This window comes from Streptomyces sp. UG1 (assembly GCF_049974585.1).
Taxonomy (GTDB): Bacteria; Actinomycetota; Actinomycetes; order Streptomycetales; family Streptomycetaceae; genus Streptomyces.
On sequence record NZ_JBNGGG010000004.1, the window covers coordinates 145,026 to 159,860 of the forward strand.

10 protein-coding genes are annotated in these 14,835 nt (G+C 71.0%); 8 read left to right on the top strand and 2 right to left on the bottom strand.

The annotated features are described in order from the left end of the window. Nucleotides 1–124: 124 nt before the first annotated feature. Nucleotides 125–1,540 carry a sugar porter family MFS transporter gene (locus ACP4J3_RS06050; protein ID WP_426531159.1) on the top strand — a complete coding sequence of 472 codons (1,416 nt, stop codon included), beginning with the start codon at nucleotides 125–127 and terminating at the stop codon, nucleotides 1,538–1,540. A 117-nt stretch (nucleotides 1,541–1,657) separates the two neighbouring features. Here ACP4J3_RS06050 and ACP4J3_RS06055 read toward each other — a convergent pair whose 3' ends face one another. Then, a complete protein-coding gene (locus tag ACP4J3_RS06055; RefSeq protein WP_426531161.1) occupies nucleotides 1,658–2,629 on the bottom strand; it encodes an LLM class flavin-dependent oxidoreductase in 972 nt (323 codons plus the stop codon). A 106-nt stretch (nucleotides 2,630–2,735) separates the two neighbouring features. Between ACP4J3_RS06055 and ftsY the strand changes: the two genes are divergently transcribed. After that, nucleotides 2,736–3,944: a signal recognition particle-docking protein FtsY gene (ftsY, locus tag ACP4J3_RS06060; RefSeq protein ID WP_426531163.1), complete on the top strand. Its 1,209-nt coding sequence runs from the start codon at nucleotides 2,736–2,738 to the stop codon at nucleotides 3,942–3,944. A gap of 88 nt (nucleotides 3,945–4,032) precedes the next feature. On the opposite strand, the gene ACP4J3_RS06065 is transcribed toward ftsY, so the two are convergent. After that, nucleotides 4,033–4,689 (bottom strand): bifunctional DNA primase/polymerase, encoded by a 657-nt coding sequence (locus tag ACP4J3_RS06065; RefSeq protein ID WP_426531165.1) that lies wholly within the window; start codon nucleotides 4,687–4,689, stop codon nucleotides 4,033–4,035. A 458-nt stretch (nucleotides 4,690–5,147) separates the two neighbouring features. On the opposite strand from ACP4J3_RS06065, the gene ACP4J3_RS06070 reads away from it, so the two are divergent. The 6 genes from ACP4J3_RS06070 (at nucleotide 5,148) to ftsH (ending at nucleotide 14,825) form a co-directional block, all read left to right on the top strand. After that, nucleotides 5,148–6,641 carry a hypothetical protein gene (locus ACP4J3_RS06070; RefSeq protein ID WP_426531167.1) on the top strand — a complete coding sequence of 498 codons (1,494 nt, stop codon included), beginning with the start codon at nucleotides 5,148–5,150 and terminating at the stop codon, nucleotides 6,639–6,641. A gap of 343 nt (nucleotides 6,642–6,984) precedes the next feature. Further along, complete coding sequence (locus ACP4J3_RS06075; RefSeq protein ID WP_426531169.1) at nucleotides 6,985–8,262, top strand: ammonium transporter; 1,278 nt, start codon at nucleotides 6,985–6,987, stop codon at nucleotides 8,260–8,262. Beyond that, nucleotides 8,259–8,597 carry a P-II family nitrogen regulator gene (locus ACP4J3_RS06080; protein ID WP_003997576.1) on the top strand — a complete coding sequence of 113 codons (339 nt, stop codon included), beginning with the start codon at nucleotides 8,259–8,261 and terminating at the stop codon, nucleotides 8,595–8,597. The genes ACP4J3_RS06075 and ACP4J3_RS06080 overlap by 4 nt, the downstream gene beginning before the upstream one ends. A gap of 26 nt (nucleotides 8,598–8,623) precedes the next feature. Continuing rightward, the gene (locus tag ACP4J3_RS06085) at nucleotides 8,624–11,125 is read left to right on the top strand and encodes a [protein-PII] uridylyltransferase (protein ID WP_426531172.1); all 2,502 of its coding nucleotides are present in this window, start codon (nucleotides 8,624–8,626) and stop codon (nucleotides 11,123–11,125) included. 106 nt (nucleotides 11,126–11,231) lie between these two features. Beyond that, the gene (gene ffh / locus ACP4J3_RS06090) at nucleotides 11,232–12,785 is read left to right on the top strand and encodes a signal recognition particle protein (protein WP_426531174.1); all 1,554 of its coding nucleotides are present in this window, start codon (nucleotides 11,232–11,234) and stop codon (nucleotides 12,783–12,785) included. Between the two features lie 99 nt (nucleotides 12,786–12,884). Then, nucleotides 12,885–14,825: an ATP-dependent zinc metalloprotease FtsH gene (ftsH, locus tag ACP4J3_RS06095; RefSeq protein WP_426531176.1), complete on the top strand. Its 1,941-nt coding sequence runs from the start codon at nucleotides 12,885–12,887 to the stop codon at nucleotides 14,823–14,825. The last annotated feature ends 10 nt before the right edge of the window (nucleotides 14,826–14,835 follow it).

Sequence of the window (14,835 nt, forward strand, 5' to 3'; positions counted from 1 at the left end):
CCTGTCATGTAAGGCCTTCAAGGTCACACTGATCTCCTATTGACTTCGAAACTTGAAGACATAGGTTGGGCGACGTTGTTTTTGCCTTCACCCGGCAGCGTTGCCGGTGCCCGAGGAGTACCACGTGACCAGCACAGCGCAGGCACCCGCGTCAGGGGCCAGGACGGCGCAGCCCGAACACCTCGGGCACGTCGTCTTCATCACCGCGGCGGCCGCCATGGGCGGCTTCCTCTTCGGCTACGACAGCTCCGTCATCAACGGGGCCAACGGCGGCATCCAGGCCAGGTTCGACCTCAGCTCCGGCGTCACCGGTACCGTCGCGGCCAGCGCCCTGCTCGGCAGCGCCCTCGGTGCCGCGATCGCCGGCCGCATAGCCGACCGCATCGGCCGCATCCGCGTCATGCAGATCGCGGCGGTGCTGTTCGCCGTGAGCGCCGTCGGTTCCGGACTGCCGTTCGCCGCGTGGGACCTCGCCGCCTGGCGTGTCCTCGGTGGCATCGCCATCGGTATGGCCTCGGTCATCGGCCCGGCCTACATCGCCGAGGTCGCCCCGCCCGCCTACCGCGGCCGGCTCGCCTCCTTCCAGCAGGCGGCCATCGTCACCGGCATCGCCGTCTCCCAGCTCGTCAACTGGGCCATCCTCAACATGGCCGACGGCGAGGAGCGCGGCACGCTCGCAGGCCTGGAGGCCTGGCAGTGGATGCTCGGCGTGATGCTGCTGCCCGCCGTGATCTACGGCCTGCTGTCCTTCGCCATCCCCGAGTCCCCGCGCTTCCTGATCAGTGTCGGCCGTGTCACCGACGCCAAGAAGGTCCTCGCCGAGGTCGAGGGCGACGTGGACCTGGACGGCCGGGTCGCCGAGATCGAGCAGGCCATGCGCAGCGACCACAAGTCGACGTTCAAGGACCTGCTGGGCGGCCGCTTCGGCCTCCTGCCGATCGTCTGGATCGGTATCGGCCTCTCCGTCTTCCAGCAGCTCGTCGGCATCAACGTCATCTTCTACTACTCGAACCTGCTGTGGCAGTCCGTGGGCGTCGACCCGTCGAGCTCGTTCTTCTACTCGTTCGAGACCTCGATCATCAACATCATCGGCACCGTGATCGCGATGATCTTCGTCGACCGCATCGGCCGCAAGCCGCTCGCCCTCATCGGCTCCGTCGGCATGGGCATCTCGCTCGCGGCGGCCGCCTGGTCGTTCTCCTTCCAGAACGGCAACGACCCGCTGCCGACCGCACAGGGCTACGTCGCGCTGATCGCCGCCAACGCCTTCGTCCTCTTCTTCGCCCTGTCCTGGGGCGTGGTCGTCTGGGTCATGCTCGGCGAGGTCTTCCCGAACAAGATCCGCGCCGCCGCGCTGGGCGTGGCCGCCTCCGCCCAGTGGATCGCCAACTGGCTGATCACGATCACCTTCCCGGACCTGTCGGACTGGAACCTGTCGCTCACCTACGTCATGTACGCGGTGTTCGCCTTCCTCTCCATCCCGTTCATCCTCAAGTTCGTGCCCGAGACCAAGGGCAAGAAGCTGGAGGAGATGGGCTGACCGGCCCCCGGACCCGGGGGGAAGGGCCAAGCCCCCGCTGCCCCTCCCCCCGTAACCCCGCCGCCGCCCCGGCTCGGCCACTGCCCGAGCCGGGGCGGCGGTTTCGGGTACGACGCGTCAGCCCCCGAGCCCGGGCAGCACCCGCTCGCAGAACAACCGCAGACTCCGCCACCCCTCCTCCACCGGCATCCCGCCGGACAAGGGGTGCAGCACGTAGTTGTCATGGCCCAGCGCCACACACTCGTCCGGCGTCAGAATCCGGTACACGCCCTCGGCGCGCAGCTCCGCCACCGTCGTGGCCGCCGACTTCACGGCCGACCGGACCTCCCCGGACTGCCAGGAGGCGTACGTCCGCGCCTCGTGCAGGAAGTGGCGGCCGTGCTCGGCCCAGGCCCGGTCGGGGTCCTCGGCGATGTGCAGCAGCGGTGTCTCGGCGGCCGGCATCATGGTCCAGCCCTCGGTGCCGTACTCGACCAGCCGCTCCTTGTAGTACGCCTCCAGCTCCGGCAGATGCGCGCTGGGGAAGAACGGCAGGCCCAGCCGGGCGGCCCGGCGGGCGGCGGCCTTCGAGGAGCCGCCGACCAGGAGCAGGGGGTGCGGATCGGTGTACGGGCGCGGGGTGACCCGTACCGTACGGCCCCGGTACTCGAACTCCTCGCCGGTCCACGCCTTCAGCAGCGTCTGAAGCAGCTCCTCCTGGAGCCTGCCGCGCCGCTTCCAGTCCACGTCGAAATGGGCGTACTCCTCGGGCCGGTACCCGATCCCGGCGACCGTCACCAGCCGCCCGCCGCTGAGCAGATCCAGTACGGCGATCTCCTCCGCCAGCCGCAGCGGGTCGTGCAGCGGGCCGATGATCGCCGAGACGGTGACCGCGAGGCGGCGGGTGGCGCCGAAGACGCCGGCCGCGAAGGCGAAGGGGGAGGGCAGCCAGTTGTTCGCGGCGCCGTGGTGCTCCTCCGTCTGCACGGTGGTGATGCCGTGCTCGTCGGCATAGGCCGCCATCTCCAGCGCGGCCCGGTAGCGGGCGGCGAGCGAGGCGGGGGTCGCGTCGGGCTCGACGAGGTTGAAGCGTACGACCGTGACGGGCATAGGGGGTCCCCCTTCACCGGGCGGGTGTGAAGGCGGACGTTAGCTGACGGTGTGTCAGACATCCAGAGGGGTGTCGCAGGACTCCATGGCCGATACTGGACGCGTTATGGACATCGTCATCCTTGCTGTAGTCATCGCCGTGGTCGTGCTCGGCGCGCTCGGCGGGCTCGTCGTCGGCACCCGCCGCAAGAAGCACCTGCCCCCGCCGCCCGCCGCCCCCGACATCACCGCCCCTCCGGCCGAGCCGCACGTCGGCGACGAGGCCGAGACGCCGCGCGACGAACCGCGCCGGACCATAGAGGAGGTGGATCTTCCGGGCGGCGGGGCACCGACCGCCGTCGAGGAACCGCCGGTCGTCGAAGAGCTCCCGCCCGTCGAGATCGAGGTCCCGGAGCCCACCGCCGGCCGCCTGATCCGGCTGCGCGCCCGGCTCTCCCGCTCCCAGAACGCGCTCGGCAAGGGGCTGCTCACGCTCCTGTCGCGCGAGCACCTCGACGAGGACACCTGGGAGGAGATCGAGGACACCCTGCTCACCGCCGACGTCGGTGTGCAGCCCACCCAGGAGCTGGTCGAAGGCCTGCGCGAGCGCGTGAAGGTGCTCGGCACCCGCACCCCCGAGGAGCTGCGCGGCCTGCTGCGCGAGGAGCTGCTCAAGCTGGTCGGCACGGACATGGACCGCGTCGTCAGGACCGAGCCGGAGACCACCAAGCCCGGCATCGTGATGGTCGTCGGCGTCAACGGCACCGGCAAGACCACCACCACCGGCAAGCTGGCCCGCGTCCTCGTGGCCGACGGCCGCAGCGTGGTCCTGGGCGCCGCCGACACCTTCCGTGCCGCCGCCGCCGACCAGCTCCAGACCTGGGGCGAGCGGGTCGGCGCCTACACCGTGCGCGGGCCGGAGGGCGGCGACCCCGCCTCCGTCGCCTTCGACGCGGTGAAGGAGGGCAAGGAGATGGGGTCGGACGTCGTCCTCATCGACACCGCGGGCCGTCTCCACACCAAGACCGGACTCATGGACGAGCTGGGCAAGGTCAAGCGGGTCGTGGAGAAGCACGCGCCGCTGGACGAGGTACTGCTGGTGCTGGACGCCACCACCGGGCAGAACGGCCTGGTCCAGGCCCGCGTCTTCGCCGAGGTCGTCGACATCACCGGCATCGTGCTCACCAAGCTCGACGGCACGGCCAAGGGCGGCATCGTCGTCGCGGTCCAGCGCGAGCTGGGCGTGCCGGTGAAGCTGGTCGGGCTGGGCGAGGGCGCCGACGATCTGGCGCCGTTCGAGCCGGAGGCGTTCGTTGACGCCCTTATCGGAGAGTGAAGGCAGCACCCACGAAATCTCGTATGTGGTTGAAGAGGCGCCCGTTACCCAAGGTACAGTTGGGGAGCGGGCGCCTCGCTGTGTACGCCTATGCGCGCGACCGATGCGCCACGTAAGCCAGCGTCCCCAGCAGCAACCGCGCCGCCGGCGGCTTCGTCGCCGTGTCCAGCGCCGGGGGCCGCAGCCAGCGCACCGGGCCCAGGCCGCCCCGGTCGGACGGCGGGGCCGTGATGTGTGTACCCCGGCCGAGGCCGCGCAGATCGAGGTGGGTCGGGTCGTCCCAGCCCATGCGGTAGAGGAGCTCGGGGAGCTCGGCGGCGGCGCCGGGGGCGACGAAGAAGTGGGCGCGGCCGTCCGGGGTGGCGGTGACCGGGCCGAGGGGCAGGCCCATGCGCTCGAGCCGGGTCAGTGCCCGGCGGCCGGCGGGCTCGGCCACCTCGATCACGTCGAACGCCCGCCCGACCGGCAGCATCACCGCGGCGCCCGGGAACTCCGACCACGCCTTGGTGACCTCGTCGAGCGTGGCACCGGCCGGAACCTGGGGCGCGAAGTCGAGAGGGTGTGCGCCGGGCGCGGCGCAGTCCGAGCGGCCGCACGAACAGGCGCCCGCCGCGGCGCGCGCGCCGGGCACCGCGTCCCAGCCCCACAGTCCGGTGAACTCGGCGACGGCCGTGCACTCCGAGGAGCGGCCGCGTCGCCGCGAGCCGGATCGGATCTCCCGGATGCCGCCGATCGTGAAGCCCATGCCCCCTCCAACGGGTCCAGCGCGCCGGTGGTTACGGCGCGGAAGCGGAACGTGACCCTGAGTGTTCCTGGGCGGCCGGTTACCCCCTGGCGCCGCTCGTTTCACGCGGCGCTTGGAAGCGTCCCGGGTTGTGGGCCCGGCGACACGCGCCCCGGTGTGCTTCGCTCCGCCCACTTCCGGCCGTCCTGTGTCAAGTGAATCGCGTGGAGGCCACCGTTAGTTCATTCGAAGGGGTGGCGAATGGTGGCGATTCAGGGATCGCCATGGCTGGGTGCGTGATCGTAGGATTACCGTGAGTGCACAGAGCTTCGGGGCACATGCACTCATGGGTATGCCGCAGGCAAGTCGGCTCTCCGTTCGAAGGGTGAGAACCGCCGGACGGGCAACCGTATTTACCGGCATTCTGATAGGGCTTGGCGCACTCGGTGACAAGTGGTCCAAGGGATGGGGGCGTTGCGGTGAGCGGCAACAGCGGAGGCGGCACGAGTGCCGGTGGTGCGTCGCACGCCGACAAGCGCCCGAACGAGCTGCTCACGTCCTGGTTCGTGCGCAGCGGCTGGTCGAAGGGCGAACTCGCCCGCCAAGTGAACCGCCGCGCCCGCCAGTTGGGCGCCAACCACATCTCGACCGACACCTCCCGCGTACGCCGCTGGCTGGACGGCGAGAACCCCCGCGAGCCGATCCCGCGGATCCTGTCCGAGCTGTTCTCTGAGCGGTTCGGCTGCGTGGTCTCCGTCGAGGACCTCGGCCTGCGCACCGCCCGTCAGTCACCCTCCGTGTCCGGCGTCGATCTGCCCTGGACGGCCCCGCAGACAGTGGCCCTGATCAGCGAGTTCTCGCGCAGCGACCTGATGCTGGCGCGGCGCGGCTTCCTCGGGAGCTCGCTGGCCCTGTCCGCGGGCCCGGCGCTCATCGAGCCGATGCAGCGCTGGCTGGTCCCCGCCCCGCCCGCCCCGTACCAGGAGCCGCGGCCCGTGCCGTCCTCGCGCGCGCGTGGCCGGCTCTCCAAGCCCGAGCTGGACCTGCTGGAGTCCACCACCGTGATGTTCCGGCAGTGGGACGCCCAGTGCGGCGGCGGCCTGCGCCGCAAGGCGGTCGTCGGCCAGCTCCACGAGGTGACCGACCTGCTCCAGGAGCCCCACCCCGAGGCCACCACCCGCAAGCTGTTCAAGGTCGCCGCCGAGCTGGCGGAGCTGGCCGGCTGGATGTCGTACGACATCGGACTCCAGCCCACCGCGCAGAAGTACTTCGTCCTCGCGCTGCACGCCGCCAAGGAGGCCGGCGACCGGCCGCTCGGCAGTTACGTCCTGTCCAGCATGAGCCGCCAGATGATCCACCTCGGCCGGCCCGACGACGCACTGGAGCTGATCCACCTCGCGCAGTACGGCAGCCGGGACTGTGCCAGCCCGCGCACCCAGTCGATGCTGTATGCGATGGAGGCCCGCGCGTACGCCAACATGGGCCAGCCCGGCAAGTGCAAACGGGCCGTCCGAATGGCCGAGGACACCTTCGCCGAGGCCGACGACTGGGACGAGCCGGACCCCGACTGGATCCGCTTCTTCTCCGAGGCCGAGCTGTACGGCGAGAACTCCCACTCCTTCCGCGACCTCGCCTATGTCGCCGGCCGCAGCCCGACGTACGCCTCGCTGGCCGAGCCCCTGATGCGGCAGGCCGTGGACCTGTTCGCGAAGGACGGCGAGCACCAGCGGTCGTATGCGCTGAACCTCATCGGGGTGGCCACGGTCCATCTGCTGCGGGGCGAGCCGGAGCAGAGCGCCGTTTACGCCGAGCGGGCCATGCGGGTCGCCAAGAAGGTGCGTTCCGAGCGGGTCAACACTCGTATTCGAAAGACGGTCGACACGGCCGTGCGCGACTTCGGGGATCTCGCCGAGGTCGTGGACCTCACCGACAGGCTCGCGGTCGAGCTTCCGGAGACCGCCGAGGCGGTCTGAAACACCCGGGGCCACTCCCCGGGAATCCCCAGAACCCCGGCCGCGGCCGGTCCTCCCGAACTGCCCGACTCGGCTCCCCCATGCCAGGTCATCGGAAGGCCGCCCGCGGCCGGTTCCATCTCGCCTTCTCGGAAGGTTGCGCCACGATAACGATCGCGCAGCCGAACATCTCGCAGTTCATCGACGCGTAACACGCCAGGCATCTTCGTCACGCCCGTGAAACAACGAGGCGCTTCCGTCGAAACCGTGCTGCGCCAATCTCGTGGCGCATAACCGGCCCACCCCTCAAATCCGCTCAGGGCTCGCCCGCACGGGCCGTACCAACGACGAGGAGATACCGGCATTGAACGGCACAGATACCGGATTCGTATTGATCAGTGCAGCGCTCGTCATGGTGATGACGCCCGGGCTGGCGCTCTTCTACGGTGGCATGGTCCGCGCCAAGAGCGTGCTCAACATGCTGATGATGTCCTTCATCTCCCTGGGCATCGTCAGCGTGCTCTGGGTGCTGTACGGCCACTCCCTCGCCTTCAGCGGTGACTCCGGCGGCTTCATCGGCAACCTGGACATGATCGGCCTGAAGGGCGTCAACGCCGACAGCACGATGGAGAGTTTCACCGGCAACGACATCTCGTTGTTCGCCTTCTCGCTCTTCCAGATGCTGTTCGCGGTCATCACCGCGGCCCTGATCAGCGGCGCCCTCGCCGACCGCGTCAAGTTCGGCGCGTGGATGGTCTTCATCGGCGTGTGGGTCACCGTGGTCTACTTCCCGGTCGCCCACTGGGTCTGGGGCGGCGGCTGGCTCTCCCAGCTCGACCCGGCCGTGATCGACTTCGCCGGTGGTACGGCGGTCCACATCAACGCCGGTATCGCCGCTCTCGCCGCGATCCTGGTCGTGGGCAAGCGCGTCGGCTTCAAGAAGGACCCGATGCGCCCGCACAACATGCCGCTGGTCCTGCTCGGCACCGCGCTGCTGTGGTTCGGCTGGTTCGGCTTCAACGCCGGCTCCGAGCTGGGCGTCGACGGCACCACCGCCCAGATGGCCATCAACACCCAGGTCGCCACCGGTGCCGCCATGCTCGGCTGGCTGATCTACGAGCGCATCCGCCACGGCGCGTTCACCACCCTCGGTGCCTGCTCCGGCGTGGTCGCCGGTCTGGTCGCCATCACCCCGTCCGGCGGCAACGTCAACATCTTCGGCGCCCTGCTCATCGGTGTCGTCGCCGGTGCGGTCTGCTCCTGGGCCGTCAGCCTCAAGTACAAGCTGGGTTACGACGACTCGCTCGACGTCGTCGGTGTCCACCTCGTCGGCGGTGTCCTCGGCACCCTGATGGTCGGCTTCCTCGCCATCGGCGGGACCGGCGGCTGGGACCAGTTCCTGTCGCAGGCCATCGGCGCCTTCTCGGTGATGGGCTACACCTTCGTGGTGACCTGGATCATCGCCTTCGCCATCCAGAAGACGATCGGCTTCCGCGCCTCCGAGGACGACGAGGTCAGCGGCATCGACCAGGCCGCGCACGCCGAGACTGCATACGACTTCAGCGGGGCGGGCGGCGGTGCCGCCAAGGCCTCCGTCGCAACCCCGGCGGCCACGGCCGCGAGCAAGAAGGTGGACGCATGAAGCTCATCACCGCAGTCGTCAAGCCCCACCGGCTCGACGAGATCAAGGAAGCCCTCCAGGCCTTCGGAGTGCACGGCCTGACGGTCACCGAGGCGAGCGGCTACGGTCGTCAGCGGGGCCACACCGAGGTCTACCGCGGCGCCGAGTACACCGTGGACCTGGTCCCGAAGATCCGCATCGAGGTCCTGGCCGAGGACGACGACGCCGAACAGTTGATCGACGTCATCGTCAAGGCCGCCCGCACCGGCAAGATCGGTGACGGCAAGGTCTGGTCCCTGCCGGTCGAGACGGCCGTGCGGGTCCGGACCGGCGAGCGCGGGCCGGACGCGCTCTGAGCGAGAAGACGGACAGGAGCTGCTGGGTGTCGAGCACGGACGTGCACAAGGAAACGGAAGACTCGGGACCCAGCGGCTACGCGGCGGCCCGGCTGCGCCTCCTCACGGAGGGGGCGCAGTCCGGGCCGCCGCGCCGTGCGGCCCTCGCGGAGCTGACCGACGCCTGGCTGACCGGCCTGTTCGCGGCCGGCGCCGAGGGACTGCGCGGCGTCTCCCTGGTCGCCGTCGGCGGCTACGGCCGCGGCGAGCTGTCCCCGCGCAGCGACCTGGACCTGCTCCTGCTGCACGACGGCGGCGACAGCAAGGCGGTGGCCGCCCTCGCCGACCGCATCTGGTACCCGGTCTGGGACCTCGGTCTCGCCCTCGACCACTCCGTGCGCACCCCCGCCGAGGCCCGCAAGACGGCCGGCGAGGATCTGAAAGTCCAGCTCGGCCTGCTGGACGCCCGGCACATCGCGGGCGACCTGGGACTCACGGCCGCACTGCGCACGGCGATCCTGGCCGACTGGCGCAACCAGGCGCCCAAGCGGCTGCCCGAACTCCAGGAGCTGTCCGCCGAGCGCGCCGAGCGCCAGGGCGAGTTGCAGTACCTCCTGGAACCCGATCTGAAGGAGGCGCGCGGCGGCCTGCGGGACGCCACCATCCTGCGCGCCGTCGCCGCGTCCTGGCTGGCCGACGCCCCGCGCGAGGGCCTCGACGACGCCCGGCGCAAGCTGCTCGACGTACGGGACGCCCTGCACCTGGCCACCGGGCGGGCGACCGACCGGCTCGCGCTGCAGGAGCAGGACCAGGTCGCCGCCGAGCTGGGGCTGCTCGACGCGGACACGCTGCTGCGGCAGGTGTACGAGGCGGCGCGGGTCATCTCGTACGCCAGCGATGTCACATGGCGCGAGGTGGGGCGCGTGCTGCGAGCGCGCGCCGTACGGCCGCGGCTGCGCAAACTGGCAAGGGAGCGAAGCGACTTCCTTAGAAGGGCGGTGGTGGGCGACGGGAGGGCGCTGGGCGGCGGGAAGCCGACCGCCGAGCGCTCCCCGCTCGCCGAGGGCGTGGTGGAGCAGGACGGCGAGGTGGTGCTCGCCCGTGCCGCGCGCCCCGATCGCGACCCCGTGCTCCCGTTGCGCGCCGCGGCCGCCGCCGCGCAGGCCGGACTCCCGCTCTCCCTGCACGCCGTACGGCGCATGGCGGCCGGCGCGCGCCCGCTTCCCACCCCCTGGCCCGCCGAGGCACGTGAGCAGTTGGTGACGCTGCTGGGCTCCGGGCGGCCGACCGTCGAGGTGTGGGAGGCGCTGGAGGCCGAGGGACTGATCACCCACTTCCTTCCCGACTGGGAGCGGGTGCGCTGCCGTCCGCAGCGCAACGCCGTGCACATCTGGACCGTCGACCGGCACCTCATCGAAACGGCCGTGCGCGCCTCCGAGTTCACCCGCCGCGTGCACCGCCCCGACCTGTTGCTCGTCGCCGGGCTGCTGCACGACATCGGCAAGGGCTGGCCCGGCGACCACTCCGTGGCCGGCGAGATCATCGTCAAGGACGTGGCCGCCCGCATCGGCTTCGACCGCGACGACGTGACGGTGCTCTCCACCCTCGTACGCCATCACCTGCTGCTCGTCGAGACGGCCACCCGGCGCGACCTGGAGGACCCGGCCACCGTGCGCTCGGTCGCCGAGGCGGTCGGCTCGCAGGGCACCCTGGAGCTGCTGCACGCCCTGACCGAGGCGGACGCGCTGGCCACCGGCCCGGCGGCGTGGTCGTCCTGGCGCGGGTCCCTCGTCGCCGACCTGGTGAAACGCGTTGCAGCCGTACTCGCCGGGGACGACCCGGACGAGCCCGAGGCCGCCGCGCCCACGGCCGAGCAGGAGCGGCTCGCCATCGAGGCGGTCGCCACCGGCAGCCCCGTACTGGCCCTGCGCGCCCAGACCGAGCCGCCGACGCAGGAGCAGCCCTCGGGCGATCCCGAGCCGCTCGGCGTGGAGCTGGTCATCGCCGTACCCGACCAGCCGGGCGTGCTGCCCGCGGTGGCGGGCGTCCTGGCGATGCACCGCCTGACCGTCCGCACGGCCGAACTGCGCGCCCTGGACCTGCCCGACGGCGTCGAGGGCTCCGTTCTGCTGCTGAACTGGCGGGTCGCCGCCGAGTACGGCTCCCTGCCGCAGGCCACCCGGCTGCGCGCCGACCTCGTACGCGCCCTGGACGGCTCCCTGGACATCGCCGGGCGCCTCGCCGAGCGCGACGCGGCCTATCCGCGCCGGCGGGGCGTCGTGGCGCCGCCGGCGCGCGTGTCGGTCCACCCGGCCGCCTCCCGGCTGGCCACGGTGATCGAGGTGCGCGCCCAGGACGCGCCGGGGCTGCTGTTCCGGATCGGCCGGGCGCTGGAGGACGCGAGCGTGCGGGTGCGCAGTGCGCATGTCAGCACGCTGGGCGCCAACGCCGTCGACGCGTTCTATGTCACAGGCCCCGAGGGCGCCCCGCTGCCCGGCGAGGAGGCGGCGGCCATGGCACGCAAGCTGGAGGAGACGTTGCGGGCCTGAGAACCCGTTCAACGGCTCCGAACCCAGGGATCCCGGCAACCTGCGTCGCCGGGATACCCTGGAGGGCGATTGCCAGCCGCCACCGACCCCGAGGACCGCGAGCGCCGTGTTCGATACTCTCTCCGATCGCCTCTCAGCGACTTTCAAGAACCTGCGCGGCAAGGGACGGCTCTCCGAGGCGGACATCGACGCCACCGCGCGCGAGATCCGCATCGCACTCCTCGAAGCGGACGTGGCGCTGCCCGTCGTCCGGACGTTCATCAAGAACGTCAAGGAGCGTGCCCTCGGCGCCGAGGTGTCCCGGGCGCTGAACCCGGCCCAGCAGGTCCTGAAGATCGTCAACGACGAGCTCGTCACGATCCTCGGCGGCGAGACCCGGCGCCTGCGGTTCGCGAAGACGCCGCCGACCGTGATCATGCTGGCGGGTCTGCAGGGCGCCGGTAAGACCACCCTCGCGGGCAAGCTCGGCCGCTGGCTGAAGGAGCAGGGCCACTCGCCGCTGCTGGTCGCCGCCGACCTCCAGCGCCCCAACGCCGTCAACCAGCTCAGCGTCGTCGCCGAGCGCGCCGGTGTCGCGGTCTTCGCGCCGGAGCCGGGCAACGGCGTCGGCGACCCGATCAAGGTCGCCAAGGACTCCATCGAGCACGCCAAGGCCAAGGTCCACGACATCGTGATCGTGGACACCGCCGGCCGCCTGGGCATCGACCAGGAGATGATGCAGCAGGCCGCGGACATCCGGGACGCGGTCTCCCCGGACGAGATCCTGTTCGTCGTCGACGCGATGATCGGTCAGGACGCCGTCAACACCGCCGAGGCCTTCCGCGACGGCGTCGGCTTCGACGGCGTGGTGCTCTCCAAACTCGACGGTGACGCCCGCGGTGGTGCCGCCCTGTCGATCCGGCAGATCACCGGCAAGCCGATCATGTTCGCGTCGAACGGCGAGAAGCTCGACGACTTCGACGCCTTCCACCCGGACCGGATGGCCTCCCGCATCCTCGACATGGGTGACCTGCTCACCCTGATCGAGCAGGCGGAGAAGACCTTCGACCAGGCCGAAGCCCAGAAGATGGCCGAGAAGCTGGCCTCCAAGAAGGGCCAGGACTTCACCCTCGACGACTTCCTGGCCCAGATGGAGCAGGTCAGGAAGATGGGCTCCATCTCCAAGCTGCTCGGGATGCTGCCGGGCATGGGGCAGATCAAGGACCAGATCAACAACCTCGACGAGCGTGACGTCGACCGCACGGCCGCGATCATCAAGTCGATGACCCCGGCCGAGCGCCAGGAGCCGACGATCATCAACGGCTCGCGGCGCGCCCGTATCGCCCGCGGTTCCGGTGTCGAGGTCAGCGCGGTCAAGAACCTCGTCGAGCGGTTCTTCGAGGCCCGCAAGATGATGTCCCGCATGGCCCAGGGCGGCGGCATGCCCGGGATGCCGGGGATGCCGGGCATGGGCGGCGGACCGGGCCGTACGAAGAAGCAGCCGAAGAAGGCCAAGGGCAAGCAGCGCTCCGGCAACCCGATGAAGCGCAAGCAGCAGGAGCAGGAGGCCGCCGCGCGCCGGGCCGCCGCGGCCCAGGCCGGAGGTGCCCTCGGGCTGCCGGGTCAGCAGGCCGGGCAGGACTTCGAGCTGCCGGACGAGTTCAAGAAGTTCATGGGCTGAGACCCGTCTGCCACGTCGCCGAGGGCGTCCCTCTTCAGGGGGGCGCCCTCGGCGTTGGCTGCGCGTGCCGTGGCCCGCTGTCTGCCGTAACGTCCAGATATGAGCGATGCCGCGCCACCGCGCAAGGCCCCTGATCAGCCGTGGCGCACCGAGGGCACCCCGGAGGAGCCGCCCAGGAGGCCCGGCGACCGGCGAATACGCGGCCGCTGGTGGAGCCTGCTGCTCACCGCGGTGGTCGTGTTCCTGCTGGCCTATCTGGGACTGACCTACCTCGACCGGGGCAACGAACCGACGATCTCCTACACGGAGTTCAGCCGCCAGGTCGACGACGGCAACGTCTCCCGGATCTACTCCAAGGGCGACGCCATCCAGGGCGAGCTCAAGAGCGCCAGGGACAGGCCCGAGGGCGACGGTGACTACACCAAGTTCAGGACGCAGCGCCCGGCCTTCGCCGACGACGATCTCTGGCAGGAGCTGAGCAGCCACAACGTCACGGTGACCGCGGAGCCGGTGGTCAAGGAGCGCGGTCTCCTGGTCAACCTGCTGATCTCGCTCGCGCCGATCGTGATCATCGTCGCGGTGTGGATCTTCGTCGCCCGGCGGCTGGCCGGCCGGGGCGGCGCGGGCGGCCTGTTCGGGCGCAAGGCGCCGCCCAAGCCGGTCGAGCTGCTGCCGGGCAAGCACCGTACGACGTTCGCCGACGTGGCCGGCATCGACGAGGTCAAGGGCGAGCTGGACGACGTGGTCGACTTCCTGGAGCATCCGGAGGCCTACCGCAGGATGGGCGCGAAGATGCCGCGCGGCGTGCTGCTCGCGGGCTCGCCCGGCACCGGCAAGACCCTGCTGGCGCGTGCCGTGGCGGGCGAGGCGGGCGTGCCGTTCTTCTCCGCCTCCGCCTCCGAGTTCATCGAGATGATCGTCGGTGTCGGCGCCTCCCGGGTCCGCGAGCTGTTCGCCGAGGCCCGCAAGGTGGCGCCGTCGATCATCTTCATCGACGAGATCGACACCATCGGACGGATGCGGGGCGGCGGCGCCTCGGTGAGCGGGCACGACGAGCGCGAGCAGACGCTGAACCAGATCCTCACCGAGATGGACGGCTTCTCCGGCTCCGAGGGTGTCATCGTCATCGCGGCCACGAACCGCGCCGACATCCTGGACCCGGCGCTGACCCGCCCCGGCCGCTTCGACCGGGTCGTCAACGTCGCCCCGCCGGACCGCCGCGGACGCGAGGCGATCCTGCGGATCCACACCCGCGAGATCCCGCTCGCCGAGGACGTGGACCTGCTCCAGCTCGCCCGCAAGACCCCCGGCATGACAGGTGCGGATCTGGCCAATCTCGCCAACGAGGGCGCCCTGCTCGCGGTCAAGCGGGGGCAGCGGGAGGTGACGGCCGCGGACCTGTCCGAGGCGCTGGAGAAGGTGCAGCTCGGCGCCGAGCGCACCCTGGTGATGCCCGAGGAGGACCGCCGCCGCACCGCGTTCCACGAGAGCGGACACGCCCTGCTCGGCATGCTCCAGCCGGGCGCCGACCCGGTCCGCAAGATCACCATCGTGCCGCGCGGCCGGGCGCTCGGCGTGACGATGTCGACGCCCGAGGTGGAGCGGTACGCGCACTCCGAGGAGTACCTGCGTGGCCGGATCATCGGCGCCCTGGGCGGCATGGCGGCCGAGGACGTGGTCTACGGCGTGGTCACCACCGGCGCGGAGAACGACCTCGAACAGGTCACCAACATCGCGCGCGGCATGGTGGCCCGCTGGGGCATGAGCGAGCGCGTCGGCAGGCTGTCCGCCCTGCCGAGCGACGCCCAGCAGGCGTACGGACTGTCCGCCGCGCCCCAGACCCTCGACGTCATCGACGCCGAGATGCGGCGGATCGTCGACGACTGCTACGAGGAGGCCTGCCGCAAGCTCCGCGACCACCGCGGGAAGCTGGACGCCCTGGCTCGGGCGCTGATGGAGCACGAGACGCTGGAGGAGGCGGACGCGTACCGGATCGCGGGGATCACCCGGCTGCGGAAGGACGACGCCGACGCCGAGTAGGGCGGCGCGC